At 68.5% G+C, this 24,519-nt stretch carries 21 protein-coding genes; 9 read left to right on the top strand and 12 right to left on the bottom strand.

Features of this window, described 5'->3' with window-relative positions; translation table 11 throughout:
* Positions 1–38: 38 nt before the first annotated feature.
* The gene (locus E3T55_RS01555) at positions 39–638 is read left to right on the top strand and encodes a vitamin K epoxide reductase family protein (protein ID WP_134517822.1); all 600 of its coding nucleotides are present in this window, start codon (positions 39–41) and stop codon (positions 636–638) included.
* Positions 639–669: 31 nt separating this feature from the next.
* Here the strand turns inward: E3T55_RS01555 and E3T55_RS01560 are convergent, their stop codons facing one another.
* From E3T55_RS01560 to E3T55_RS01600, 9 genes are all read right to left on the bottom strand, one after another.
* Positions 670–1,029, bottom strand: a complete 360-nt coding sequence (locus E3T55_RS01560) for a hypothetical protein (protein ID WP_134517823.1) — start codon at positions 1,027–1,029, stop codon at positions 670–672.
* A 74-nt stretch (positions 1,030–1,103) separates the two neighbouring features.
* Positions 1,104–1,595, bottom strand: coding sequence for a DUF1648 domain-containing protein (locus E3T55_RS01565; RefSeq protein WP_166791640.1), 492 nt, complete (start codon positions 1,593–1,595; stop codon positions 1,104–1,106).
* A 4-nt stretch (positions 1,596–1,599) separates the two neighbouring features.
* Positions 1,600–2,325 carry a pyroglutamyl-peptidase I gene (gene pcp / locus E3T55_RS01570; RefSeq protein WP_241992783.1) on the bottom strand — a complete coding sequence of 242 codons (726 nt, stop codon included), beginning with the start codon at positions 2,323–2,325 and terminating at the stop codon, positions 1,600–1,602.
* A gap of 410 nt (positions 2,326–2,735) precedes the next feature.
* The gene (locus tag E3T55_RS01575) at positions 2,736–3,128 is read right to left on the bottom strand and encodes a RidA family protein (protein WP_134517825.1); all 393 of its coding nucleotides are present in this window, start codon (positions 3,126–3,128) and stop codon (positions 2,736–2,738) included.
* A gap of 196 nt (positions 3,129–3,324) precedes the next feature.
* Positions 3,325–3,747 carry a nucleoside-diphosphate kinase gene (ndk, locus tag E3T55_RS01580; RefSeq protein ID WP_134517826.1) on the bottom strand — a complete coding sequence of 141 codons (423 nt, stop codon included), beginning with the start codon at positions 3,745–3,747 and terminating at the stop codon, positions 3,325–3,327.
* A gap of 29 nt (positions 3,748–3,776) precedes the next feature.
* Entirely contained in the window at positions 3,777–4,172 is a 396-nt protein-coding gene (locus E3T55_RS01585) for a DUF4233 domain-containing protein (RefSeq protein ID WP_241992784.1), read from the bottom strand.
* Positions 4,169–5,644 (bottom strand): bifunctional folylpolyglutamate synthase/dihydrofolate synthase, encoded by a 1,476-nt coding sequence (locus tag E3T55_RS01590; protein ID WP_134517828.1) that lies wholly within the window; start codon positions 5,642–5,644, stop codon positions 4,169–4,171. The genes E3T55_RS01585 and E3T55_RS01590 overlap by 4 nt, the downstream gene beginning before the upstream one ends.
* Complete coding sequence (ileS, locus tag E3T55_RS01595; protein WP_134517829.1) at positions 5,637–9,059, bottom strand: isoleucine--tRNA ligase; 3,423 nt, start codon at positions 9,057–9,059, stop codon at positions 5,637–5,639. Before ileS ends, E3T55_RS01590 begins: the two co-directional genes overlap by 8 nt.
* A 230-nt stretch (positions 9,060–9,289) precedes the next feature.
* Positions 9,290–9,913: a TetR family transcriptional regulator gene (locus tag E3T55_RS01600; RefSeq protein ID WP_134517830.1), complete on the bottom strand. Its 624-nt coding sequence runs from the start codon at positions 9,911–9,913 to the stop codon at positions 9,290–9,292.
* Positions 9,914–10,019: 106 nt separating this feature from the next.
* On the opposite strand from E3T55_RS01600, the gene E3T55_RS01605 reads away from it, so the two are divergent.
* The 7 genes from E3T55_RS01605 (at position 10,020) to E3T55_RS01635 (ending at position 18,612) form a co-directional block, all read left to right on the top strand.
* A complete protein-coding gene (locus tag E3T55_RS01605; protein ID WP_134517831.1) occupies positions 10,020–11,663 on the top strand; it encodes an ABC transporter substrate-binding protein in 1,644 nt (547 codons plus the stop codon).
* A 3-nt stretch (positions 11,664–11,666) separates the two neighbouring features.
* Entirely contained in the window at positions 11,667–12,605 is a 939-nt protein-coding gene (locus tag E3T55_RS01610) for an ABC transporter permease (protein ID WP_134517832.1), read from the top strand.
* A gap of 44 nt (positions 12,606–12,649) precedes the next feature.
* Entirely contained in the window at positions 12,650–13,465 is an 816-nt protein-coding gene (locus E3T55_RS20530; RefSeq protein WP_420897957.1) for an ABC transporter permease, read from the top strand.
* A complete protein-coding gene (locus tag E3T55_RS01620; RefSeq protein ID WP_198418489.1) occupies positions 13,462–15,198 on the top strand; it encodes a dipeptide ABC transporter ATP-binding protein in 1,737 nt (578 codons plus the stop codon). Before E3T55_RS20530 ends, E3T55_RS01620 begins: the two co-directional genes overlap by 4 nt.
* A gap of 106 nt (positions 15,199–15,304) precedes the next feature.
* On the top strand, positions 15,305–17,887 hold the full coding sequence (valS, locus tag E3T55_RS01625) for a valine--tRNA ligase (RefSeq protein WP_134517835.1): 2,583 nt from the start codon (positions 15,305–15,307) through the stop codon (positions 17,885–17,887).
* Between the two features lie 10 nt (positions 17,888–17,897).
* Positions 17,898–18,344: a GNAT family N-acetyltransferase gene (locus E3T55_RS01630; protein WP_134517836.1), complete on the top strand. Its 447-nt coding sequence runs from the start codon at positions 17,898–17,900 to the stop codon at positions 18,342–18,344.
* Between the two features lies 1 nt (position 18,345).
* Entirely contained in the window at positions 18,346–18,612 is a 267-nt protein-coding gene (locus E3T55_RS01635) for a hypothetical protein (RefSeq protein ID WP_134517837.1), read from the top strand.
* Here the strand turns inward: E3T55_RS01635 and E3T55_RS01640 are convergent.
* Genes E3T55_RS01640 through E3T55_RS01650 form a run of 3 tightly spaced genes read right to left on the bottom strand, consistent with a single transcriptional unit; the run spans position 18,609 to position 22,265 of the window.
* On the bottom strand, positions 18,609–19,925 hold the full coding sequence (locus tag E3T55_RS01640; RefSeq protein ID WP_134517838.1) for a thiolase family protein: 1,317 nt from the start codon (positions 19,923–19,925) through the stop codon (positions 18,609–18,611). The genes E3T55_RS01635 and E3T55_RS01640 overlap by 4 nt on opposite strands.
* Positions 19,906–21,351 carry a class I adenylate-forming enzyme family protein gene (locus tag E3T55_RS01645; protein WP_134517839.1) on the bottom strand — a complete coding sequence of 482 codons (1,446 nt, stop codon included), beginning with the start codon at positions 21,349–21,351 and terminating at the stop codon, positions 19,906–19,908. The genes E3T55_RS01640 and E3T55_RS01645 overlap by 20 nt, the downstream gene beginning before the upstream one ends.
* A 47-nt stretch (positions 21,352–21,398) precedes the next feature.
* The gene (locus E3T55_RS01650) at positions 21,399–22,265 is read right to left on the bottom strand and encodes a methyltransferase domain-containing protein (RefSeq protein WP_134517840.1); all 867 of its coding nucleotides are present in this window, start codon (positions 22,263–22,265) and stop codon (positions 21,399–21,401) included.
* Positions 22,266–22,304: 39 nt separating this feature from the next.
* Between E3T55_RS01650 and E3T55_RS01655 the strand changes: the two genes are divergently transcribed.
* Complete coding sequence (locus tag E3T55_RS01655; protein WP_134517841.1) at positions 22,305–24,356, top strand: M3 family metallopeptidase; 2,052 nt, start codon at positions 22,305–22,307, stop codon at positions 24,354–24,356.
* Positions 24,357–24,519 lie beyond the last annotated feature (163 nt).

A 24,519-nucleotide genomic window follows, 5' to 3' on the forward strand; every position in this document is an offset into this window, starting at 1 on the left:
GACGGAGCGCGTGCCTTGCGGTCTGACATAATCCGAGGGTGACCGATACAACGCGCTATACCCGCCCCACCGGACTCGCGATATTCCTCATCATTGCCGGGGCGATCGGGTTTGCGGCCGCGTTCGCCCTGACCCTCGACAAGTTCCTCATGCTCGAGAATCCCGCGGCTCAGCTCTCGTGCAACTTCAGCATCCTGGTCTCGTGCAGCACGAACCTGGCTTCCTGGCAGGGCGCCATCTTCGGATTTCCCAATCCTCTGATCGGGCTCGCCGCCTGGAGCGTCGTGATCACGGTCGGCATGGCGATTCTGGCCGGAGCTCGCTTCGCGAGGTGGTTCTGGATGGGCCTGAACCTCGGGTTTCTCGGTGCGATCGTCTTCGTGGTCTGGCTGATCTACCAGAGCATCTTCGTGCTCGACGTGCTGTGCCCGTGGTGCATGGTCACCTGGTCCGTCACGATTCCGGGCTTTCTCGCGGTGACCCTGTACAACGTCACGACCGGCAACATTCCGGCGCCGGACTCGGTGCGCCGGGTGGCGGGCGTGGGCTACTCCTGGCTGTTCGTGATCACGATCGCGTGCTACATCATCTTCGCCGTCGTCGCGCAGCTGAACATGGACGTGCTGAACCGCATCTAGCCGCCCGATCTGCGTCGAGTGGTACGGGGCGTCAGCCTGCGGGGGTCGGTGTGGGTGTGACCCCGCACGCGGTGTTCAGCGCGGTGATGGCGTCGGCGGGCAGCTGGTCACCGGCCTGGGCGATGTCTTCAAGCGGCGTGGTGAACTCGGACGGCACCCCGGCGGCCTCGGCGGCGACGAGCAGCCCGGCCAGCACGGCCTGGTCTTGCTCACTGATCTGGCCGTCACCAACGGCCGTGCAGATCTCCTGCTGAACCCGGTCAGCGGCGGCCGTCGCGGCCTGCGACGCGGCGTCGCCCGCCGCGTCGGTGGCTGCGTCCTGGATCTGGCTGCACCCGACCAACAGAAACAGGAACGGCACGGTGACAAGCGCGAAGAGACGTCGATTCATGAGTCCCAGTGTAGGCGGGCACGATGCGCACGGCCCCGAAGGCATCGGCCCTGCGGGCATCGGCCCTGCGGGCATCAGCCTCGCGGGCTGCGCAGCATGCGGCCGACACCGACCGCACTGGCCACGACCAGCAGCACGAAGCCGGCACTGACGAGCGCAAATCCCGGCGCCCCCACGAGCAGAAGCGTGAGACCGGCGAACATGACGGCCACCGCGACGCCGAGGAACACCATGAGCCGTTCACCCTCGCGGTACAGCGTCTGCGCGTTCGCCTTCGTGACGGAGACCGGATAGTTGAACACGTGGGGCTTGGTCGACAGGAACGCGAGCAGCACCTGCAGCAGCAGCCATACGCCCAGCAGGGGCCAGACGTTCCAGCGCGGGCCCCACGCATCCGCTTGCCCGGTCGCACCGAAATGCGTGGGAATCTGCTGCGGCAGACTGCCGTAGGCAAGCCCGACTGCCGCCGCGCCGACGAGGGCTGCGCCACACCCTGACCAGCGCAGCACCCTGATGAGAGCGGATGCCTCGTAGTGCGAGTCAGGGCGCGCCGGGTATGAGTGCATGCGTTCAGCGAACGATCTCGTTGGCCCGTGCGATCTCGTTGGCCTGTGCGATCTCGTTGGCCTGTGCGATCTCGTTGGCCAGCGCGCCGCCGCCGATGCGGGCATCGACGCGGGTGGCGAGCGTTGCCGTGACGACGGCAGTCACGGCGGCCACCATGCTCGTGATCGACATCGACGAGTGGTCGGTGCCCACGGTCTGCTCCGGTGCGTAGGGAACGTGCACGAACCCCCCGCGCACCCCCGACCCGCTCACTGCCAGTGCGTGCATGAGCCGGTAGAAGACGTGGTTGCAGGTGTAGGTTCCCGCGGTCTGAGAGACGACCGCCGCGATTCCGAGGCGGCCGATGGCGGCGACGGATGCCTTGATCGGCAGCGTGCTGAAGTACGCGGCCGGTGCGCCGGCGACGACGGGGACATCGATCGGCTGCGACCCGGTGTTGTCAGGAATGCGGGCATCGTCGACGTTGATCGCGATGCGCTCGACGCGAATCTCGGCAGCGCCGCCGGCCTGCCCGACGCAGATGACAACGTCGGGGTTCGTCTGTCGGATCGCCGTGTCGAGAGCCGCCCCGACCAGGGCGAAACTGACGGGCAGCTCGCGAACGTGCACGGTCGCGTCGCCGACCCAGCCTGCCTGCACCGCCTGCACGGTCGTCCAAGAGGGATTGGTGCTCTCGCCGCCGAAGGGCTCGAAGCCGGTGAGCAGCACGGTCGGGATGGTGCTGGGCATGGCTCTCCTTGCGTTAGTGCTTCCACGGTACGCGACCGCCTGCCTGCCTGCGAACGGCTGCCCCGCCTTCGAAACGGATGGCCCCGCAGCGGCTGTCGGCGACCCGGCGCGAGGTGAATGGCCCAAGGGGCATTTTTTGGTATCTCGCTCACGAGAAGCCAAAGATGGCCCCTTGGGTGCCCTGTCCACGACGCGAAAAGCCAAAAAATGCCCCTTCGTCACGATTCAAGGGGCATTTTTTGGCGTCTCGCGCGGGATCGCGGTCTCCCAAGGGGCATATTTTGGCATCTCGCTCACGAGAAGCCAAGAATGGCCCCTTGGGCTCCGAGCCTGGGGTGGCGAGGGCCGCGATCGGGCACCGGGGCATCCGTCGGCGGGGGCGTACTCTCTGTCAGGCGCCCGGAACGCTGTCAGACGCCCGGAACGGTGGCGATGGCCTCGATCTCGACGAGGGCGCCCTCGCGCGCCGGGGTGATGGCCAGCACGGTCACGGCGGTGCGGCGGTTACCCCAGACGGATGCCGTGGCGCCGTACGCGGCGGTCGGGTCGACCCCGACGGCGAGGTAGATGGTGAGTTTGGCGACGTACTCGGGGCCGGAGCCGGCCGCGGCCAGCACGGCAATCACATTGCGCAGCGCCTGTTCGGTCTGCGGGCCGAGCCCGTGGAGCAGCGCACCCGACTTGTCGGTTCCGTTCTGACCGCCGACGTAGAGCGTGCGCCCGGCTGCGGCGATCATGCCCTGGGCGAAGGCGGGACTGTGGAAGAGTTCGGGCGGGTCGACCGGGGTGGGCTGAGTCGTCATTGTGATGTCCTCTCCTCGGAAGATGCAGACTGTGGGCAGCATACGCGCCGAGCGTGATAAGGAAACCGCGATGGCGACGGAAACCGAAGTTTCCGTCGCCACGGTGTGCGGTGTGCGGTGTGCGGTGTGTGCTCCGGGGTGACTGTTAGTCGAACCTCGGTGTTAATCAAACCTCGGTGTTAGTCAAACCTCGGTGTTAGTCAAACCAGAGCGCGAGTTCGCGAGCGGCGGACTCGGGCGAGTCGGAGCCGTGCACGAGGTTCTGCTGCACGGCGACGCCCCAATCGCGGCCGAGGTCACCACGGATGGTTCCGGGCGCCGCGGTCGACGGGTCGGTCGTGCCGGCGAGCGAACGGAAGCCCTCGATGACGCGGTTGCCCGCGACGCGGAATGCGACGATGGGGCCGCTCTCCATGAACTCGACGAGCGGGCCGAAAAAGGGCTTGCCCTCGTGCTCGGCGTAGTGCTGCGTGAGCAGCGAGCGCTCGGCCTGCACGAGCTTGACGTCGACCAGGGAGTAGCCCTTGGCTTCGATGCGGCGCAGAATCTCGCCGGTCAGGTTGCGGGCGACGCCGTCGGGCTTGACGAGGACGAGGGTCTCTTCAACGGTGGTGCTCATTGGTTCTCCTTGAATTGGTACGAGTTGAGTTAGTTGGAGGTTTGAGGGCCCGGGTCGTGCTGGTCCAGGCGCGAGCCGGTGATCATGGCGTAGGCCCACATGCCGGCGAACAGTGCGCCGACGAAAAACATGGCGGGCACCAGGAATCCGCTGGCGACGACGATGGCCTGCAGTGCCCAGCCGACCGGGTAGGACCATGGGTAGCGCAGCAACGCGATCGTGGCGACGAAGAGCACGCAGAGCACCGCTCCTCCGCCGAGGGCGATGGCCGGCGGGGCCGCATCGAGGCCGAAGGCCACGAGCGCGCCGAGGAACACCACGATGACCTCGAAGCCGAGCACGATCGAGGCGAGCGACCGCCGCACCGACCGGGGTCCTCCCGAGCGACGGCGCGCGGGTTCGGAGGCGTCGGGGGCGACGGTCACGACGCCATCCATTCACCGGCGTCACCGAGAACGATGGCCTCGCCGACGAGGGTGATCGAGCCGGTCACGATGACCGCACGCTTGGTGCCCTCGCTTGCCCAGTCCCGTGCGCTCTCGAGGGCGTCGGCGAGTTCGTCGAAGCGGAAGGTGCGGTCGTCGCCGACCCAGCCGGAGATCTGCTCGGCGAGGTCGTCCATGGGAACGGCCCGCTCTGACACCGGCTCGGTGACGTGAAAACGGGTCACGCGCGGCGCGAGCGCCTCAACGATGCCGTGGGCGTCTTTGTCGGCGAGAATTCCGACGACGGCGACGATCTCGTCGAAGTCGAAGTAGCTTTCGAGGGCGGCCGCGAGGGCGAGGGCGCCGTGCGGGTTGTGGGCCGCATCGACGAGCACGGTCGGCTCGACGCCAATGAGCTGCAGGCGCCCGGGCGAGGTCACGGAGCCGAGGCCCTCGGCGAGCAGGTCGCCGACGAGCATCTGCGAACCCGATCCGAGGAACGATTCGACGGCCGCGATGGCGAGCATCGCGTTCTGGGCCTGGTGGGTGCCGTAGAGCGGCAGGAAGAGGTCTTCGTAGGTGCCGGCCAGGCCACGCACGGTGATGAGCTGCCCACCGACGGCCACGGTGCTTGCCAGCAGCGCAAACCCGTCACCCTCGATCGCGAGTGTCGCCTCGGTCAGGCCGACGGCCCGTTCGAGCTCGGCCTGGGCGTCGCCCGTCTGCAGGGCGGAGACGACGGATGCGGTGGGCTTGATGATTCCGGACTTGGTGCGGGCGATCTGCGCCACGGTGCTGCCGAGCCGACGCGTGTGATCGAGCGCGATCGGGGTGAAGACCGCGACCTGACCGTCGGCGACGTTGGTGGAATCCCATTCCCCACCCATGCCGACCTCGATGACCGCGACGTCGACCGGGGCATCCGCGAAGCACGCGAAGGCGAGAACGGTGAGGGCCTCGAAGAAGGTCAGTCGTTCGTCGCCGGCGGCGAGCAGTTCGGCGTCGACCATCAGCAGGTAGGGCTGGATGTCGGCCCAGCTTGCGGCGAGGAACTCGTCGGTGATCGGCTCGCCGTCGATGACGATGCGCTCGTTGAGGCGCACGAGGTGCGGGCTCGTGAGCAGTCCGGTGCGCAGCCCGTAGGCGCGCAGGATGCTCTCGACCATGCGGCTCGTGCTGGTCTTGCCGTTGGTACCGGCGATGTGGATGATCGGGTACGAGTTCTGCGGGTCACCGAGCAGATCCATGGCGCGGCGGGTGGGCTCGAGGCGCGGGCGCGGCGCGGACTCGCCGACCCGCTCGAGCAGCGCCGCGAAGACGGCGTCGCCGGCCTCCCGGGTGGCGTCGCTCGGCTCGGCCGGGCCGGAGAGTTCGTTGAGCTGCGCCTCTTCGTCGGCGTCGGTGTCGTCGGCCGCGTCGAAGGTGGGGTCGACCGGCTCGTCGTGGTTGGACGGCTGGTGGGTATCAGACATTGACGAGTCCATTCACTCGAGCGACGGCAACGATGAAAGCGCCGTGATTGACATAGTGTTCCGCTTCGAAGCGCACGTAGTGCTCGACCTCGGCGCCGACGAGGCCGGGGAGCCATTCGGCGGGGGTGCCGGTGTGCGCCGGGGAGCCGAGGGCGGCATCCGTCGATGGCCGATAGGTGGCGAATCGAGTCGCGAGGGTGTCGCCCGCCACGTTGACCGTCTGCGCGAGGTCGAACGAGGCGGCGTCGTCTTCGTCGAAGAAGATGAGGTCGAGGCCGATGCGGTCGCTGACCTCGAAACCGGCGGACTTGCGGGTGTCCTGCACGGCGCGGATGACGTCGCGGGCGAAGCCTTCCGCCTCGAGCACCGGGGTGGTGCGGGTGTCCAGCAGCACGAAGCCGCCTCCGGCGAGCAGCGCGAGCGCCGAATCGTTCTCGCCCGAGCTGTTGTCGACCTCGAGGGAGAGGTCGTACTCGCCGGCTTCGAGGGCGATGCCGCCGGCGGTGACGATGCCGTCGCTTTCGCTCCAGTCGCCGGCGCGGGCGGCCTTGATGACCTGCTGCACCTGCTTGCCGAGGCGGGGTCCGGCGGCGCGGGCGTTGACGCTGAGCTTGGAGGTGATGCCGTAGCTCTCGGCGCTGTCGTCGGCGAGCTCGACGAGCACGACCGCCTTCACGTTGAGCTCATCGCGCAGGATGCTCTCGAATTCGGCGAGGGCGGCGGTGTTCGCGGTGACCACGGTCAGGCTCGCGAGCGGCAGGCGCACGCGCAGTCCGGCCTGCTTGCGCAGCGACAGCACGGTGGAGCTGATGCGACGTACCTGGTCCATGGTGGCGACCAGACCGTCATCGGCCGGGAACAGCTCGGGGTCTGGCCAGTCTTCGAGGTGCACACTGCGGCCGCCCGTCAGGCCCTGCCAGATGCGCTCGGTGACGAGCGGCAGCAGCGGGGCGGCGACGCGGGAGACGGTTTCGAGCACGGTGTAGAGGGTGTCGAAGGCCTCATTGGAGCCCGTCGCGACCTCACCGGTCCAGAAACGGTCGCGGGAGCGACGCACGTACCAGTTGGTGAGCACGTCGGAGAAGTCGCGCAGCCGGGTGGTGGCGAGGGTGCTGTCGAGGGCCTCGAGGTCGTTCGTGACGTCGACGATCAGGTCGCGCGTCTTGGCCAGCAGGTAGCGGTCGAGCACGTCGGTCGAGTCGGTGCGCCAGGACGCGTCGTAGCCGCTGGGCCCGGAGGCGTTGGCGTAGAGCGAGAAGAAGTACCAGGTGCTCCAGAGCGGCAGCATCACCTGCCGGGTGCCCTCACGGATGCCCTCCTCGGTGACGATGAGGTTGCCGCCGCGCAGCACGGAGGAGCTCATCAAGAACCAGCGCATCGCGTCGGCGCCGTCGCGGTCGAAGACCTCGTTGACGTCGGGGTAGTTGCGCAGGGACTTCGACATTTTCTGGCCGTCGTTGCCGAGCACGATGCCGTGGCTCACGACATTCTTGAACGCCGGCCGGTCGAACAGCGCGGTCGAGAGCACGTGCAGCAGGTAGAACCAGCCGCGGGTCTGCCCGATGTACTCCACGATGAAGTCGGCCGGGTTGTGCGCCTCGAACCACTCGCGGTTTTCGAACGGGTAGTGCACCTGCGCGAAGGGCATCGAGCCGGAGTCGAACCAGACGTCGAGCACGTCTGTGATGCGGCGCATGGTGGACTGGCCGCTCGGGTCGTCGGGGTTCGGGCGGGTCAACTCGTCGATGTACGGGCGGTGCAGGTCGGTCGGCCGCACGCCGAAGTCGGCCTCGATCTCATCGAGCGAACCGTAGACATCCGTTCGGGGAAAGTTCGCGTTGTCGCTCTTCCAGACCGGGATGGGAGATCCCCAGTAGCGGTTGCGGCTGATCGACCAGTCGCGGGCGTTGCCGATCCACTTGCCGAACTGGCCGTCTTTGACGTTCTCGGGAACCCAGTTCACCTGCTGGTTGAGCTCGACCATGCGCGGGCGGAAGTCGGTGACGCGCACGAACCAGCTCGAGACCGCCTTGTAGATGAGGGGATTGCGGCAGCGCCAGCAGTGCGGGTACGAGTGCTCGTAGCTGGCCTGGCGCAGCAGCCGGCCCTGGTCTTTCAGCAGCTGGGTGAGCGGCTTGTTGGCGTCGCTCCAGAGCTGGCCGGCGACCTCCGGAATGTCGGCGAGGAACTTGCCGCCGTCGTCGAGGGAGATGATGACCGGGATACCCGCGGCCTCACAGACCTTCTGGTCTTCCTCGCCGTAGGCGGGGGCCTGGTGCACGATGCCGGTGCCGTCGCTCGTGGTGACGTAGTCGGCCACCACGAAACGCCACGCGTTCTGGGTGCCCCAGACGGCGGTGTCGGCGTAGTGGCCGAAGAGGCGGTCGTAGGCGACGCCCTCGAGCTCGGTGCCGGTGACCGTGCGGGAGACGGATGCGACGGCCTCCTCCGCGCTGTCGTAGCCGAGGTCCTTGGCGTAGTTGCCGACGAGGTCGATGGCGATGAGGTACTCGGCGCCGAGCACGATACTGCGTTGGTCGAGCTTGTCGAGACTGCCCTCGCGCAGCACCTCGGCGTCGGGCGTGCCGTTCGGGCCGGCTGGCACGACGGCGTAGACGATCTCGGGGCCCACGGCGAGCGCCAGGTTGGTCGGCAGGGTCCACGGGGTGGTCGTCCAGGCGAGCGCGCGCACGGCGGTCAGGCCGAGTGTTTCGGCCTTGGTGCCGACAAGCGGGAAGGTGACCGTGACGGTCTGGTCCTGGCGCATCTTGTAGACGTCGTCGTCCATGCGCAGCTCATGGTTCGAGAGCGGCGTCTGGTCGCGCCAGCAGTAGGGCAGCACCCGGTAGCCCTCGTAGGCGAGGCCCTTGGTGTGCAGCTGTTTGAAGGCCCAGATGACCGATTCCATGAAGGTGATGTCGAGGGTCTTGTAGTCGTTCTCGAAGTCGACCCAGCGGGCCTGGCGGGTGACGTACTCTTCCCAGTCCTTGGTGTACTCGAGCACCGACTCGCGGGCGACGGCGTTGAACGCGGCGAGGCCCATCTCTTCGATCTGGCTCTTGTCGGTGATGCCGAGGCGTCGTTCGGCCTCGAGCTCGGCCGGCAGGCCGTGGGTGTCCCAGCCGAAACGGCGGTGCACCTGCTTGCCGCGCATGGTCTGGAAGCGGGGGAAGAGGTCTTTGGCGTACCCGGTCAGCAGGTGACCGTAGTGCGGCAGGCCGTTGGCGAACGGCGGGCCGTCGTAGAAGGTCCATTCCTCGGCGCCGTCACGATTGGCGATGGATGCCTGAAAGGTGTCGTCGTTCTTCCAGAACTCGAGCACCTCGGTTTCGAGCTGCGGAAAGTTCGGCGAGGGAACGAGCGGCTGGCCGGTGGCTGGCTGGCCGGTTGCGGATGTCTGGCCCTTGGGGTACAAATGCTTCTCCTGTACGGGACGGGTTGAAAAACCCTGCTCCACGAGGACGAACGATTCTGTACGGAATCGCCGCGGTACCACCTCGCTTGCCGACCCGGGGGCCGACCGCTTGTTCAGAGGCTGTGACGGGCCCGACCCGTTCGGCTCTACTGGGTGGCCGCCTGGCTGGTGACCCTGTTCTGCCGAAGACTCACCGGTGATGGCCGGATCACTGTCATTCGCGGTCAATTCTAGCCGAAGAGGGGGGCGTATCCGGTGCAGACCGGTGTAATGACCTCGTCCAGGTAGGGGCTCAGCTCGCCGCGGTCGACTCCGGCCCGAGCCCAGGTCGCCACCGCGACGGCCGCGACGGCGAGCACGGCCCCCGCGAAGCCCTGCGCGAGCAGCCGCGCGCGCAGCTCGCCGGGTTCTCGCACGGCCCTGGCCGCCACACAGCGGGCGAGCAGGGGCGCGGCCCGGGCGAGTCGGGACAGAGCGGATGCCTCCAGCTCGCTGCGGGTGCCCATCACCTCCGACTGTGTGAGGGCCCACGGCACCTCGGCGGGCCCCCAGGCCGCGGCGAGGCGCAGCAGGGCCCAGCGTGCGGCATCCGTCGCCGTCAGCTCGGCCGGACAGGCTGCGAGCGCCGCGGGCAACTCGGCGAGGGCGGCATCGACGCCGACCCAGAGCAGATCGCTCTTGGCGGGAAAGTAGTGAAAGAAGGTGTTGCGGCTGACCCCGGCGCGGCGAGAGATCTGATCGATGGTGGTGCCGGCGTAGCCCTGCTCGAGAAAGAGCTCGGCGGCGGCTTCTTCGAGGATGCCGCGGGAGGAACGTGGTGGTCGACCGGAGCGCAGCGGATAGGTCGGCAACATGCGTCTCCCGTGATCTAGGATTGATTTCGGCCCGGTCTATTATTGGACTGAGTCCATTAATGCCAGGTCCAACAATAACGTCCAACAATAGAGGACACACCGGAATATGCGCTCCACCCCCCAGACTCTTGCGGCCATCGCCGGGCTCGTCGCCGTCGGCCTGCTCGCGACCGGATGCACCACCACGCCCACCGAGACCGCCGTCGGCGATCCGATCAGTGGCGGCACCTTCACCTACGCCTCGGGCGACGCCCAACCCAGCTGCCTCGACCCACACGTCGGCGGCAACTTTCCACAGGCCCTCGTGAGCGCACAGTACCTCGAGTCCCTGGTCTCCCGCGACGACAACGGCGCAATCATCCCGTGGCTGGCCGAGTCCTGGACCACGACCGATGATGGCCTGGTCTGGGACTTCACCCTCCAGGACGACGTCACGTTCACCGACGGCACCCCCCTGAACGCCTCGGCCGTGCAGGCGAACGTCGCCCACGTGCTCGACCCGAACACCGCGTCCTCCACCGGGTACCTCGCCCTCGGCAAGGTTGCCAGCACCGAGGCCGTCTCCGACACGGTCGTGCGGTTCGAGCTGACCGAGCCCGACAGCGCCCTGCTCGAATCACTATCGCAGCCCTGGCTCGCGATCCAATCGCCCACCGGGCTCGAACGCAGCAAGGACGAGAACTGCGAGGCCCCGGTCGGTACCGGCCCCTTCATCGTCGACAGCTGGGTCAAGCAGAACGCGATCACCCTCGTGCGCAACGACGACTACAACTCCCCGCCGGCTGACGCCGCCCACGAGGGCCCGGCCTACCTCGAGACGATCGTGTGGCGTTTCATTCCGGAGTCGGCCACCCGCTACGCCGCCCTGCAGTCCGGCGAGGTCGATCTGATCGACAATGCCCAGCCCGACACCATCGTGCAGGCGGAGGCGAGCGACACGCTCGTGCACCTCGACTCGCCGCGGCCCGGAGCCTCCAACCGCATCGAGCTCAACGGCGGCAAGGCCCCGTTCGACGACGTTCTCGTGCGGGAGGCCTTCATCCGCTCGGCGAACGTCGACGACGCCGTCACGAGCCTGTTCCAGGGCACGGCCACGCGGTCATACGCCGCGCTCGGCAGCCGCGAACCGCTCGCGGTCGGCCGAGACGATCTGTTCGACTACGACCCCGACGCGGCGAACGCCCTGCTCGACGAGGCCGGCTGGAGCGAACGAGATTCCGAGGGCTACCGCGTCAAAAACGGTGAACGCCTGAACGTTCAGTTTCCGGTGAGCACCAACCAGTCGATCCCCGCCGAGCAGTCGATCTTCGAACAAATCCAGGCCACCGCGAAGCAGACCGGCTTCGAGGTGTCCCTCGCCCCCCTCGATATCTCCAGCTGGTACGGCGCTCTCGGCGCCAACGAGTACGACGCCGTCAGCGCGCCGTACACCAAGGCCGGGCCCGACGTGCTGCGCGTGCTGTATCACTCCGACGGCATTGTTCCGGCCCCGAGCGGCTACTTCGCCAACCTCGCCCAGGTCAGTGACCCCGAGATCGACGCCCTGCTGACCGAAGCGGCCCAGATCTCAGACGAAACCGAGCGCGCGGCGCTGTATGCGGATGCCCAGAATCGCCTTCTCGAGGGATTCCACCTGCTGCCGCTGTACGACCAGCAGAACCATTTTCTGCTCCAGGCCGACGTGCAGGGCATGCGCACCCTGCCGAGCGTGTCGGTGCCGACGCTGTACGACACCTGGCTGAACCGCTAACACGTGGGCCGACTTGTGCTGCGGGTGCTGGCCCGGATCGGCGGTGCCGTCTTCGTGCTCTGGGCCGTCGCGACGGTCACGTTCTTCGCGGTGCGCCTGATTCCGGGTGACCCGGCAGAGGCCGTGCTCGGCGGCCCCGGCTCGATGGCCTCTGCCGAGGCGCTTGCCGCCGTGCGGCGGGAGTACGGCCTCGATCAGCCCCTGTTCGTGCAATATCTCGACCAGCTGGTGCGACTCGCGACCGGGGACCTGGGGCGGTCATACGCGCTCAGCATCGACGTCGGCCCGCTCGTGCTCAGCCAGCTCGGCGGTACCCTGCTGATCGCGACCCTCGCCCTCGGCCTCGCCTGGCTGCTCGCCCTCGCGCTGGCGACCTGGTCGACCCGCGGCGGGCGCGTGGCCTGGTACCTCGGCTCCGGCCTCGAAATTGTCGCGGCGGCGCTGCCGCACTTCTGGTTTGCGACCGCCCTGATCGTGGTCTTCAGCATCTGGCTGGGAGTCTTTCCCCCGATCAGCACCTCCGGCGTGGCCGGCCTGGTGCTGCCGGTCGTCACCCTCGCCGTTCCCCTGGCCGGATTTCTCGGCCAGATCATGCGGGAGTCGCTGCTGCTGGCCCTCGAATCGCCGTTCGTGCTCTCCGCACGGGCACGGGGCGAGAGCGAGGCCGGCGTGCGCTGGATTCACGCCGTGCGGCACGCCGCTCTGCCCGCGATCAGCCTCTCGGGCTGGGCCTTCGGGTCGCTCATCAGCGGCGCAGTCGTGGTGGAGACCATCTTCGCCCGCCCCGGACTCGGCCGCACCCTGCTGAACGCCGTCACCTCCCGTGACGTGCCCGTCGTCGTTGGCGTCGTGATGATCGTCGCCGTGGTCTACATTCTGATGACGCTGCTGACCGACCTGGCCAGCCGCCTCGCCGACCCGCGGCTCGCGGTGCGATCGTGAGCGGCGACATCCGTCTGCCGGCAGCGGATGCCGCACCCACCCCGCTGCACGACCGCGCGCGGCGCTTCACCGCGCCGGAGGTCGTGGCCGGGGCCGCCGCACTGTTCTTCGTGCTCGCTGCCGTCGTGCCGCAGTGGGTGGCGCCCGGTAACCCGCTCGGCATCAACCCGCTCTCGGCCTTTCAGCCGCCGTCGTTCGCCCACGGCTTCGGCACCGACGAATCGGGACGGGACATCTACACCCGGGTTGTGCACGGCACGGGCAGCTCGCTGCTGATCGGTGCCGCCGCGACCGCGATCGGGCTGGGTCTCGGGATCGTGCTCGGCACCCTCGCCGGCATGTTCGGACCCGTCGTCGACTTCACCGTGAACCGCGTACTCGAGGTGCTCTTCGCATTTCCCGGGCTGCTGCTCGCGCTGCTGTTCATTCTGGTGTTCGGCCCCGGGGTGATCACCGCGACGATCGCGGTCGGCCTGTCGACCGCGCCCGGGTACGCCCGCATCATTCGCGCGCAGCTCATCGCGGTGCGCCGGTCGGCGTACGTGGAGGCCGCGACGGTACAGGGCCTCGGCCGCACCCAGATTCTGCTGCGGCACATCCTGCCCAACACCCTCGCGCCGCTGTTCGTGCTCGCGACCCTCGGCGTGGGCCAGGCCATCGTCTGGGCGGCGACCCTGAGCTACCTCGGTCTCGGCGCCGAACCGCCGACCGCCGAATGGGGCGCCATGCTCTCTGCCGGGCGCACCTACATCACCTCCGCGTGGTGGATGAGCTTCTTCCCCGGCCTGTTCATCGTGCTGATCGCCGTCACCGCGACCGTGCTCGGGCGCAGTCTCGACCGCCGGCTGAGGCACGCATGAACGCCGACGTTCGTGACCCCGCTGCTCGGGAATCGGCCGGGCCGGCGCCGCTCGTCGTGCACAATCTGCGGGTCGGCTTCGGCGGCCGGGCGGGCGGCAGCGAGGTCGTGCACGGCGTTTCTTTCGAGGTCGCGGCCGGCGAGTGCCTCGCCATTGTGGGCGAGTCCGGCTCGGGAAAGAGCGTCACCGCGCGCAGCCTGCTCGGCCTCGCCGGGGCGGGATCGTGGATGACGGCCGACCGACTCGAGCTGCACGGGACATCCGTTGTCTCGTCGACCGAAGCGGCCTGGCGGGCAAGGCGCGGCAAGAGCGTCGGGCTCGTGCTGCAGGACGCCCTCGTCTCGCTCGACCCGCTGCGGCCGATCGGCCGGGAGATCGGCGATTCACTGCGCCTGCACACGAACCTCGGCGCCGCCGCCCGCGGCCGCCGCGTCATCGAGCTGCTCGACGCCGTCGGCCTGCCCGACCCACATCTGCGGGTGCACCAACGCTCGGGTGAGCTCTCGGGCGGCGAACGCCAGCGCGCGCTGATCGCCGCGGCGATCGCCCTCGACCCGCCGTTGCTGATCGCCGACGAGCCCACGACGGCCCTCGACGTGACCGTGCAGGCGCAGATTCTCGACCTGTTTCGCGAGATCACCCGGCGCGGCACGGCGCTCGTCCTGATCAGCCACGACCTCGCCGTGGTCAGCCACGTCGCCGACCGGGTCGCCGTGATGAGCGAGGGCCGCATCGTCGAAACCGGCCGGACCGCCCAGGTACTCGCAGACCCGGCACACCCGGAAACACGACGGATGGTCGCGGCCGTTCCCGCGGATCGGCCGCGCGGCACCCGCTTGTCGGTGCCGCACGGCGTCTCCGAGCGCCCGATCAGCCCGTCCCGACCCGCCGAGCCGACCCTGCCCGAGCGACCGGTCGTGCTCGAGCGACCGGTCGTGCTCGAGGCGACCGGACTCGTCAAGGGCTTTCGCCGCCCCGACGGCACTCGGCACGCCGCCGTCGACGATGTCTCCTTCACGCTCGTACGCGGCACGACCCTCGGCATTGTCGGCGAATCCGGCTCCGGCAAGACCACGACGGCCCGCCTCGTGCTCGCCCTCAGCACGCCGGAGCGCGGTGACGTGCGCGTACTTGGCCAGCCCTTTACGACCGCGAGCGTTCGCGAACGGCGCCGGCTGCGGGCATCCGTCGGCGCGATCTACCAGGACGCCCTCGGATCGTTCGATCCGCGGCTCTCGGTCGGCCAGATTCTGCGCTCCGCGGTGGCCGGGCCGCACGGCACCCGTCGTGCCACCGGCACCACCCGCGTTGCCGAGGTGCGCCGCATTTCTGAGCTTCGCCGCGTTGCCGAACTGTTGGACGGTGTCGGTCTGCCCGCCACGGTGCTCACCCGTCGGCCGCTCGAACTCTCCGGCGGGCAGCGGCAGCGGGTCGGCATCGCCCGGGCCCTCGCCTCGACCCCGCAGATTCTGATTTGCGACGAACCGGTCTCGTCGCTCGATGTCAGCGTGCAGGCGCAGGTGCTCGACCTGCTCGACGAGCTGCAGCGCGAACTCGACCTCAGCCTCGTGTTCATCTCGCACGATCTCGGGGTGGTGCAGCACGTGAGCGACCGGGTCGCCGTGATGCAACGGGGTGCCATCGTGGAACTCGGTGACGCCGGCCAGGTGTTCGGCGACCCACGGCATCCGTATACCCGTCGTCTGGTCAGGGCGGTGCCGCGCCTGGCCTGATGCAGGCCCCGTTTCGGCCGAACGGGCCAGCCTTGGTAGATTGGACTGACCGAACACTCAGGCAGCTCACCAACGACACGCTGCCGCACACACCAACCGGAGAACTATGAGCGCCGACCGCGTCCCCGAAAAGCCCGCCCTCGAAGGGCTTGAAGCCAAGTGGGAGACCCGGTGGAACACCGACGGTACCTACCGTTTCGACCGTGAATCCGCGACCCGCGAGACGATCTACTCGATCGACACTCCCCCACCGACCGCCTCGGGTTCGCTGCACATCGGCCACGTGTTCTCGTACACGCACACCGACGTCGTCGCCCGCTTTCAGCGGATGCGCGGTAAGAGCGTCTTCTACCCGATGGGCTGGGACGATAACGGCCTGCCCACCGAGCGTCGTGTTCAGAACTACTACGGCGTGCGGTGCGACCCGTCGCTGCCGTACACCGACGACTTCGTGCCGCCCTTCGAGGGCGGCGACGGCAAGAGCAGCAAGGCCGCCGACCAGCTGCCGATCAGCCGCCGCAACTTCATCGAGCTGTGCGAGATGCTGACGAAAGAAGACGAAAAGCAGTTCGAAGCCCTCTGGCGCACCCTCGGCCTCAGCGTCGACTGGACCCAGACCTACCGCACCATCGGCAGCGAGGCCCTCTTCACCTCGCAGCTCGCGTTCCTCGGCAACGTGGAACGCGGAGAGGCGTACCAGGCCATGGCGCCGACCCTCTGGGACGTCACCTTCCGCACCGCCGTCGCGCAGGCCGAACTCGAAGACAAAGAGGTATCCGCCGCGTACCACCGAGTCTCGTTTGCGAAGCCCGACGGCTCCACGATCGAGATCGAGACGACCCGCCCCGAGCTGTTGGCGGCCTGCGTCGCCCTCGTCGCGCACCCCGATGACGAGCGCTACCAGCACCTGTTCGGCACGACCGTGCGCACCCCGCTGTTCGACGTGGAGGTGCCCGTGCTGGCCCACCACCTCGCCCAGAAGGACAAGGGCTCGGGAATCGCCATGATCTGCACCTTCGGCGACGTGACCGACGTGGTCTGGTGGCGCGAACTCGACCTGCCCAACCGCGCCATCATGGGTTTCGACGGGCGCCTCATCGACGAGGCCCCCGACGCCATCGTGTCGGCCGACGGGCAGGCCGCGTACGCGCAGCTCGCCGGCAAGACCGTCTTCTCGGCCAAGCAGACCATCGTCGAATTGCTGCGCGCGAGTGGCGACCTGATCGGCGACATCCGCCCAATCACCCACGCCGTGAAGTTCTTCGAAAAGGGCGACCGCCCGCTCGAAATCGTCTCGACCCGCCAGTGGTACATCCGCAACGGCGCCCGCGACGAGACCCTGCGCGCCCGACTGATCCAGCACGGCAACGAGCTGCAGTGGCACCCCGAGTTCATGAAGGTGCGCTACGAAAACTGGGTGAACGGCCTCACCGGTGACTGGCTCATCAGCCGCCAGCGCTTCTTCGGCGTTCCGCTGCCGATCTGGTACCCGCTCGACGCCGACGGCAACGCCGTGCACGGCGAGCCCATCGTGGCCACCCGCGATCTGCTGCCCGTTGACCCGTCATCGGATGCCGCCCCCGGCTACACCGAAGACCAGCGCGGCCAGGCCGGCGGCTTCGTCGGCGAGGTCGACGTGATGGACACCTGGGCCACGTCGTCACTCACCCCGCAGCTCGCCGGCGGCTGGGAGCGCGACCCTGAACTCTTCGACCTCGTCTACCCGTACTCGTTGCGCCCGCAGGGCCAGGACATCATCCGTACCTGGCTGTTCTCGACGATGCTGCGCTCCGAACAGCAGCACGGCAAGTCGCCCTGGGCGCACGCCGCACTCTCAGGTTTCATCGTCGACCCCGACCGCAAGAAGATGAGCAAGTCCAAGGGCAACGTGGTCACCCCCGCCGGCATGCTCGAGCAGCACGGCTCCGACGCGGTGCGTTACTGGGCGGCGTCATCACGCCTTGGAACCGACGCGGCCTTCGACCCGCAGAACCCGACCCAGATCAAGATCGGTCGCCGCCTGGCGATCAAGATTCTGAACGCGTCGAAGTTCATCCTGGGCTTCGAGGGCGCCGCCGATGCGGCCGTCACCGAGAAACTCGACCAGAGCATGCTGGCCGCCCTCAGCACCGTGGTCGGCCAGGCCACCACGGCGTTTGAGAATTACGACCACGCCCGGGCGCTCGAAGTCACCGAGAGCTTCTTCTGGACATTCTGCGACGACTACCTCGAACTGGTCAAGGAACGCGCCTACGGTGAGACCGGTGACGGGCAGGCATCCGCTGTCGCCGCGCTGCGCACCGCGCTCGCGACCCTGTTGCGGCTCTTCGCCCCGTTCGTGCCGTTCGCGACCGAAGAGGCCTGGTCATGGTCGAACGAGACCTCGGTTCACCTGGCTTCGTGGCCCGTCGCGAGCGAGCTCGCGGCCGGCTCGACCGGCAACAGCGCACTGCTCGATTTGTCGAGCCGAGCCCTCACCGGCATCCGGCGCGCCAAGACCGATGCCAAGGCCTCCCAGAAATCCCCGGTCACATCTGCTGTAATTAGCGGAACGGCTCCGGAGATCGCCCTGCTCGCGCAGGCCTCCGAAGACTTGAAGGCCGTCGGCCGAATTGAAGAATTGACGTTTGTCGAGGGCAGCGAACTCGCTGTGTCCGATATCGTACTGACCGTAGTGTCGGCAAGTTAGGAGAAACCAGATGTCTGTACAGGTACGCCCACTTGGCGGCAAGGATTTTTTTGCATGGCTCGGACTTTTCGAGGGCTACAGCGAGTTCTATGAGAACGAACTGACCGATCAGAAGGCTCTGCAGGTCTGGAGCTGGATCATCGACAAGAACAACAGCCTCGACGGTGCCGTCGCGGTCAACGAGGCGGGCGACTTCGTCGGTCTCGCGCACTACCGCACCGTCACGCGCACCCTGAGCGCCACCATGGGCCTCTACCTCGACGACCTGTTCGTGGCACCGGATGCCCGCGGTGCCGGCGTCGGACACGCCCTGATCGCCTTCACCAAGGGCTATGCCGCCGAGCGTGGCCTCACGCAGATCAGCCTGATCACCGCGGCCGACAACGAGACCGCGCAGGCGCTGTACGACACGGTCGGTACCCGCACCGACTGGGTCACCTACGAAATCGGCGTCTAGCATGCAGCTCGGTACTCGCTGGGCCCTCGGCGGAACGTTGCCGACCGGTCTGCCGCAGGTCGTCGAGATCGCCGTGAAAGCCGTCGAAGAAGACCTCACGGGGGTCGACACCGACACGAGCGGCTGGCGCTGGACCCTGACCTGGCTCGAGGGCAAGCCGGTCATCGAGCTCGACGACGGCACGTTCATCCGCTACAACCCGACCGACGACAGCGCGACCATCACGCAGCCGGCGACCGAGGTTGAAGACGACGAGGACTGGATCTAACCCCTGCTCTGCCAGAGGGCGGCGATGCCGAGGCCACCCGCGATGCTCACCGCGCTGAGGCTCAGCTCGGGAGCCGCCGGGCGTATGTCGTTCGCGGCAGGTGCGCTCTGGCGCAGCAGGTTCAGCACCAGAAGGGCGCCAGATGCGCCAAACGGATGCCCCACGGCCAGCGCCCCACCCTGCCGGTTGACCCGCTGCTCGCTGACGCCGATCAGGTCGAGCGAGGCGAGCACCTGGGCGGCGAAGGCCTCGACGAACTCGACCCGTGCGAGCGTGGCGGGGTCGACGCCGTGCCGGGCGAGCAGCGTGCCGGCGGCCTGCCCGCCCGCCACGCCCAGCAGGGTCGGGTCGGTACCCTGCACGGTCGCATCGACGAACCCGAGGCCGGCGGAGAAACCGAGTTCGACAGCCCGGGTGCGGCTGAGCACCAGCACCACCGCGGCGCCATCGGCGTCGGCGCAACTGTTGCCGGCCGTGACGGTGCCGCCGGCCCGAAACACCGGCGGAAACCGGGCCAGGAGAGGCGCGGAGAGACTGCGCCGCGGTCCCTCATCGGCCGTGACGGCGTCGGGCACAACAGTGCCGAGCACAACAGGGCCGAGCACAGCGGGGCCGAGCGCAGCGGGGCCGATCTGAACAGTGTCGACGGCGATCGGGTCGAGGGCGATCGGGCCGCTGACGATCTCGGCGGCGAAAGCGTGCGCATCCGTCGCCGCGAGGGCGAGCCGATGACTGCGCAGGGCGAACGCGTCTTGCCGGGCACGGCTGATTCCGAAGCGTTCGGCCACATTCTCGGCCGCCTCGCCCATGCCGGGGTCACCGCAGCTGTCCGGAGCAAAGCGCACCCGGTCGAAGAAATCGGGGCGGTCGGGGGTTGAGGTGAGCCGGTGCGCACGCAGCGGCGCGGTGCTCGTGCTCTCGACGCCGCCGGCGAGGTAGGCGTTGCCCGCACCCGCGGCCACGAGTCGGCAGGCGAGCACGATTGCCTCAAGCCCCGAACCGCACTGGCGGTCGACGGTCAGCCCGGGCACGCTGCGCGGCAGACCAGCCAGAAGAGCGGCCAACCGGGCGACGTTGCCGCCGCCGCCGACCGCATTGCCAATGATCACGTCATCGACGCTGTCCGGCGGCAGCTGGGCGTCGGCAACGACGGCGGCGAGCACCGGGGCGAGCAGATTTTCGGCGCTGACGCGGCCGAAGACACCGTTTTTACGACCGAAGGCGGTGCGTCGACCGAGCACGATGACGGGGTCCCGGTCGGGATCAGGGCCGGGAAGGTGAGCGGGCGCGGGGCTACTCGAGCGTGCTGACACGGTCGTCACCCTCCTCAATCCACCGGCACAGCAGCTGCCGGCTGAGCTTGCCGGCCGGGGTCAGCGGCAGTTCCGTGAGCCGATAGTAGCCGCGCGGGCGGTGCGGCTCGGCGAGCAGCGCGGTCGCCGCCGCGCGGAGGGTCGCGCGCGGCAGGGTTGCCTCAGCAGAATTTGCGAGAACGGCGACGACCAGGCGCGTGCCGCGCGCGGCGTCCGTCAGCCCGGTCGCCACGACCGTGTCGACGCCGGGCACGCCGGCCAGGGCGGCTTCGACCGCCTGTGGATACACGTTGCCGCCGGCGGTCACGATCATGTCGGCGCGGCGTCCCAGATAGTGCAGCACCCCGTTGGAATCGAGAAATCCCTGATCACCGACCGTGCACCAGTCGCCGTCTCGCTCGAAGGCCGTTCCGTCGTCGCCCCAGACGTAGCCCGAGCTGACGAGCGGGCTGCGCACGTAGATCGTGCCGGCTGTTCGGCCCAAAGCGATGTGCCGATCGGGCTCAGACTCGGAGCGAATCCGAACCGTCACGCCGGGGAACGCGCGACCGACGGCGGATGCGGCGGCAGCGTCGGGTGCCGAGTCGCCCGGGCGCAGCACGGACACCGAGACGAAGCTCAGCTCGGCGGCGCCGTAGTATTCGTGCAGTGTGGCGTTCGGCGCCCAGGCGCGCAGCTGGGCCCGCACAGCGGGGTCGAGCAGGGCTCCGCCGCTGACGATGCCGGTGACAGCGTCGCCGCAGACGCCGCTCGCTTCCGCCCGCGCGACGATCAGCCGCAGTACGGCGGGTACCGCGACGAGCCGGGTCACGCCGCGGTCACGCACGGCGGCGACCGCCGCGGCAACGTCGAGGTGTGGCAGCGTCACGAAACGACCGCCCACCGCCAGGCTTTCGGCGAGGGCGTAGAGGCTGAGCCCGGCCGAGAGCGGGCCGGGCGCGAGGGTGACGTCGGCCTCGGTGACCTGAAAATACGCGGCGGTCGTCATGAGTGGCCACGATCCCCGGGTGCGGCTGAAGGCCTTCGGAACCGAGGTGGTGCCCGAGGTGAAGCCGTAGAGAAACACCGAGTCCGGCGGTCCGTCACGCAGAATTGTCGCCGGCCGTTCGCGCGGCTCGGGCAGTTCGGGCAGGTCCCTGAGCCGTGCCTCGACCGCCGCGCGCTGCGTTGCGGGCCAGCCAGGGTCGAGCACCGCGCAGCTGCGGCCGGCGGCGATCGCGGCGGCCAGCCCCACGACACAGTCGATGCCGTTCGGCTCGCACAGCACCGTCAACGGTCGTGCGCTCAGTGCCCCGAGCCGAGCCGTGGCGCGGTCCCGCAAGTCGCGGTAGCTGATCCGCTGCGGACCCGCCTCGGTCGCCACGTCGACGGCAATCGCGTCGGGCCGCACGGCGGCCCAGTGCTGCAGCTGGTTGAGGAACGGCATGGTCAGGCCAGCCTACGGTCTTCCGGCGGCCCGCCACCCTGTCCCGCTCACAGCCGGGCGAGAATCTCGCCGTGCGGCATGCCGAACCAACCATCCGGGTGCCCCGCCCATTCGCGCCACGCGTGAGCCATCTCGTGCAGGTCCGCGAGGGTGGCGGCATCCGCTTCGATCGCGTGCGCGGCGAACCTCGACTCGAGGGCGCGCACGGCCCAGGACTGCCCCCACCACTCGCGTTCGACATCCGTTGCGAAGCACCAGATCGATGCGCTCGAGCGTACGTCGGTGAAGCCGGCCGCCCGCGCCCAGGCCGTGAGGTGACGGCCGGCATCGGGTTCGCCGCCGTTCCAGCGGTGCACCTGGCGGTACACCCGCTGCCAGGCGGTGAGGCCGGGCAGCGCGGGGTAGACCATGACGCCGCCATAGTCCACGTCGCGCGCGGCGAAGACTCCCCCGGGGCGCAGCACCCGCCGTATCTCCCGCATCGCGCTCACGGGGTCACTGAGGTGCTGCATGAACTGGTGCGCGTGCACCACGTCGACGGATGCGTCGGGCAGGTCGATCGCGTACACGTCGCCGACCCGAAACCGTACGTTGTGTACCCCCTCATCAAAGGCGAGCCCCTCGGCCTGCCGCACGATGTCGGCCGAGGCGTCGATGCCGATCACCTCGCCCGGAGCTACCCGTCGGGCCAGGTCGACGGTGATCGTGCCCGGGCCGCAGCCCACGTCCAGCACCCGTTGCCCCGCCCCGAGCTCGGGCACCAGGTACGCGGCGGAATTGGCGACCGTACGCCAGGTGTGCGAGCGCAGCACGCTCTCGTGGTGGCCATGAAGATAGGCGCCACGGGCCGTCGAGGGCTCGGGCGGGGCCTGTTCCGTCGAGACGGGTTGCTGCCGGTCGGTGTCGTCGGTCATGACCAGAGCCTAGAGCCATGCCGCAAGTAGGGTGGGACCATGGCCGATTCCGTGAATCCCTTTTTCGCTCCGAGCACCCTCCCGTATCAGTTGCCGCCGTTTGGCAGAATTCGCGACGAGCACTACCGCCCCGCGTTCGCGCGCGGCCTGGCCGAGCAGCTGGCCGAGATCGAGGCGATCACCGGTGACGCGCAGGTCCCGACCTTCGCGAACACCTTCATTCCGCTGGAACTGAGCGGGCAGACACTGAACCGGGTCGCCGAGGTCTTCTTCAACCGAAGCTCCTCAGATGCGGACGAGTTCACGACCGAGCTCGAAGAAGAGCTCGCGCCGGTGCTGGCCGCCCACTCCGACGCGATACGCCTGGACCCGGCCTTCTACCAGCGCATCGCCGCGGTGCACGAGACCCGACACGACGTGTCCTCTGCGCTCGACCCCGAATCGATCTACCTCGTCGAGCGCTACTTCACCGAGTTCACCCTCGCCGGAGCCGGGCTCGACGACGCCGACAAGGCCGCCCTGCGCGACTTCAACATGCAGCTGTCCACGCTCACGACCCGGTTCGAAAAGAACCTGCTCGCCGATACCAACGAACTCGCGGTCGTCATCGACGACGTCGCCGAGCTCGACGGCCTCGGCGCCGGCGAAGTCTCCGCCGCGGCCGAAGCGGCCCGGGAACGCGGCCTCGAGGGCAAGTACCTGATCACCCTGGTGTTGCCGACCTCTCACCCGTACCTCGCCAGTCTCACCAACCGGGGTGTGCGCGAACGCGTGCTGACGGCGTCGCGCTCCCGGGGCATCCGTGGCGGGGAAAACGACAACCGGGATCTCGTGCTGCAGATCACCGCGCTGCGCGCCCGGCGCGCCCGCCTGCTCGGTTTCTTGAACCACGCGGCCGCCGTGACCGCTGACGAGACCGCGAAGACCCCGGAGGCCGTCGCCGAGCTGCTCGAACGCCTCGCGCCGGCGGCCGCCCGGAACGCCCTGGACGAGCAGGCCGAGTTGCAGAAGATCATCGACGCCGAACCCGATCCGTTTGCCCTCGAGGCCTGGGACTGGGCGTTCTATACCGAGAAGGTGCGCGCGGCGACCTACGATGTCGATACCGCCGCGCTGCGTCCGTATTTTGAGCTCGAGCGGGTGTTGCACGATGGCATCTTCTTCGCCGCCACCGCGCTGTACGGCGTGACCTTCACCGAGCGAGCGGATCTGGTCGGCTGGCACCCCGAAGCGCGGGTATTCGAGGTTCTGAACGCCGACGGCTCCCCCGTCGGCCTCTTCATCGGCGATTACTACACGCGCGATTCCAAGCGCGGCGGTGCCTGGATGAACCCGCTCACATCGCAGTCGACCCTGCTGGGCTCCCCCACCGTGGTCTGCAACAACCTCAACGTCGCTAAGCCCGCTGCCGGCGAGGCGACGCTGCTGACCTTCGACCAGGTCACCACCCTGTTCCACGAGTTCGGGCATGCCTTGCACGGACTGTTCGCGCAGGTGACCTACCCGAAGTTCGCCGGCACCAACGTGTATCGCGACTTTGTTGAGTTTCCGAGCCAGGTCAACGAGATGTGGATGCTCTGGCCCGAGGTGCTCACCAACTTCGCCCGACACTACGAGACCGGCGAAGCCCTGCCGCCCGAGATCGTGGAACGCATCCAGGCCTCGAGCGCGTTCAACGAAGGATTCCTGACGAGCGAGTACCTGGCCGCAGCGCTGCTCGATCAGGCCTGGCACCGCATCGACGCCGATACCACGGTGACGGATGTCGCCGCCTTCGAGGCCTCGGCCCTCGCCTCGGTCGGCCTCGACAACCCGGCAGTGCCGACCCGCTACGCGAGCACCTACTTCGCGCACACCTTCGCGGGTGGCTATGACGCCGGTTACTACTCGTATATCTGGAGCGAGGTGCTCGATGCCGACACCGTGCAGTGGTTCACCGAGAACGGTGGGCTGACGCGCGCCAACGGCGACCGATTCCGCCAGCGCCTGCTGGGCGTCGGCGGCAGCAAGGACCCGCTTGAGGCCTACCGCGACTTTCGCGGCCGCGACGCACTGATCCAGCCCCTGCTCGACCGCCGAGGTCTCAACTAAGCGCGGTCTCAACTCAGCGGGGCCTCAACTGGGTCTGTGTGCGCCCTGCAGCTGCACGCGCGCCGAAGCCAGCAACCTGCCATGCGCCAGCACGCTGCTCGTGCGCCTCGAAGCTGCACGCGCGCCAGAAAACTCGATGTAGCCAGGCGCCCGTACGATGCAC

This window comes from Cryobacterium frigoriphilum (assembly GCF_004403305.1).
GTDB classification, from domain to species: domain Bacteria; phylum Actinomycetota; class Actinomycetes; order Actinomycetales; family Microbacteriaceae; genus Cryobacterium; species Cryobacterium frigoriphilum.

Excerpts from the sequence above, each read along its gene's own strand:
- E3T55_RS01560 (WP_134517823.1), bottom strand. The coding sequence starts at position 1,029 with ATGAATCGACGTCTCTTCGCGCTTGTCACCGTGCCGTTCCTGTTTCTG.
- E3T55_RS01565 (WP_166791640.1), bottom strand. The coding sequence starts at position 1,595 with ATGCACTCATACCCGGCGCGCCCTGACTCGCACTACGAGGCATCCGCT.
- pcp (WP_241992783.1), bottom strand. The coding sequence starts at position 2,325 with ATGCCCAGCACCATCCCGACCGTGCTGCTCACCGGCTTCGAGCCCTTC.
- E3T55_RS01575 (WP_134517825.1), bottom strand. The coding sequence starts at position 3,128 with ATGACGACTCAGCCCACCCCGGTCGACCCGCCCGAACTCTTCCACAGT.
- ndk (WP_134517826.1), bottom strand. The coding sequence starts at position 3,747 with ATGAGCACCACCGTTGAAGAGACCCTCGTCCTCGTCAAGCCCGACGGC.
- E3T55_RS01590 (WP_134517828.1), bottom strand. The coding sequence starts at position 5,644 with ATGTCTGATACCCACCAGCCGTCCAACCACGACGAGCCGGTCGACCCC.
- E3T55_RS01600 (WP_134517830.1), bottom strand. The coding sequence starts at position 9,913 with ATGTTGCCGACCTATCCGCTGCGCTCCGGTCGACCACCACGTTCCTCC.
- E3T55_RS01605 (WP_134517831.1), top strand. The coding sequence starts at position 10,020 with ATGCGCTCCACCCCCCAGACTCTTGCGGCCATCGCCGGGCTCGTCGCC.
- E3T55_RS01620 (WP_198418489.1), top strand. The coding sequence starts at position 13,462 with ATGAACGCCGACGTTCGTGACCCCGCTGCTCGGGAATCGGCCGGGCCG.
- valS (WP_134517835.1), top strand. The coding sequence starts at position 15,305 with ATGAGCGCCGACCGCGTCCCCGAAAAGCCCGCCCTCGAAGGGCTTGAA.
- E3T55_RS01630 (WP_134517836.1), top strand. The coding sequence starts at position 17,898 with ATGTCTGTACAGGTACGCCCACTTGGCGGCAAGGATTTTTTTGCATGG.
- E3T55_RS01635 (WP_134517837.1), top strand. The coding sequence starts at position 18,346 with ATGCAGCTCGGTACTCGCTGGGCCCTCGGCGGAACGTTGCCGACCGGT.
- E3T55_RS01645 (WP_134517839.1), bottom strand. The coding sequence starts at position 21,351 with ATGCCGTTCCTCAACCAGCTGCAGCACTGGGCCGCCGTGCGGCCCGAC.
- E3T55_RS01650 (WP_134517840.1), bottom strand. The coding sequence starts at position 22,265 with ATGACCGACGACACCGACCGGCAGCAACCCGTCTCGACGGAACAGGCC.
- E3T55_RS01655 (WP_134517841.1), top strand. The coding sequence starts at position 22,305 with ATGGCCGATTCCGTGAATCCCTTTTTCGCTCCGAGCACCCTCCCGTAT.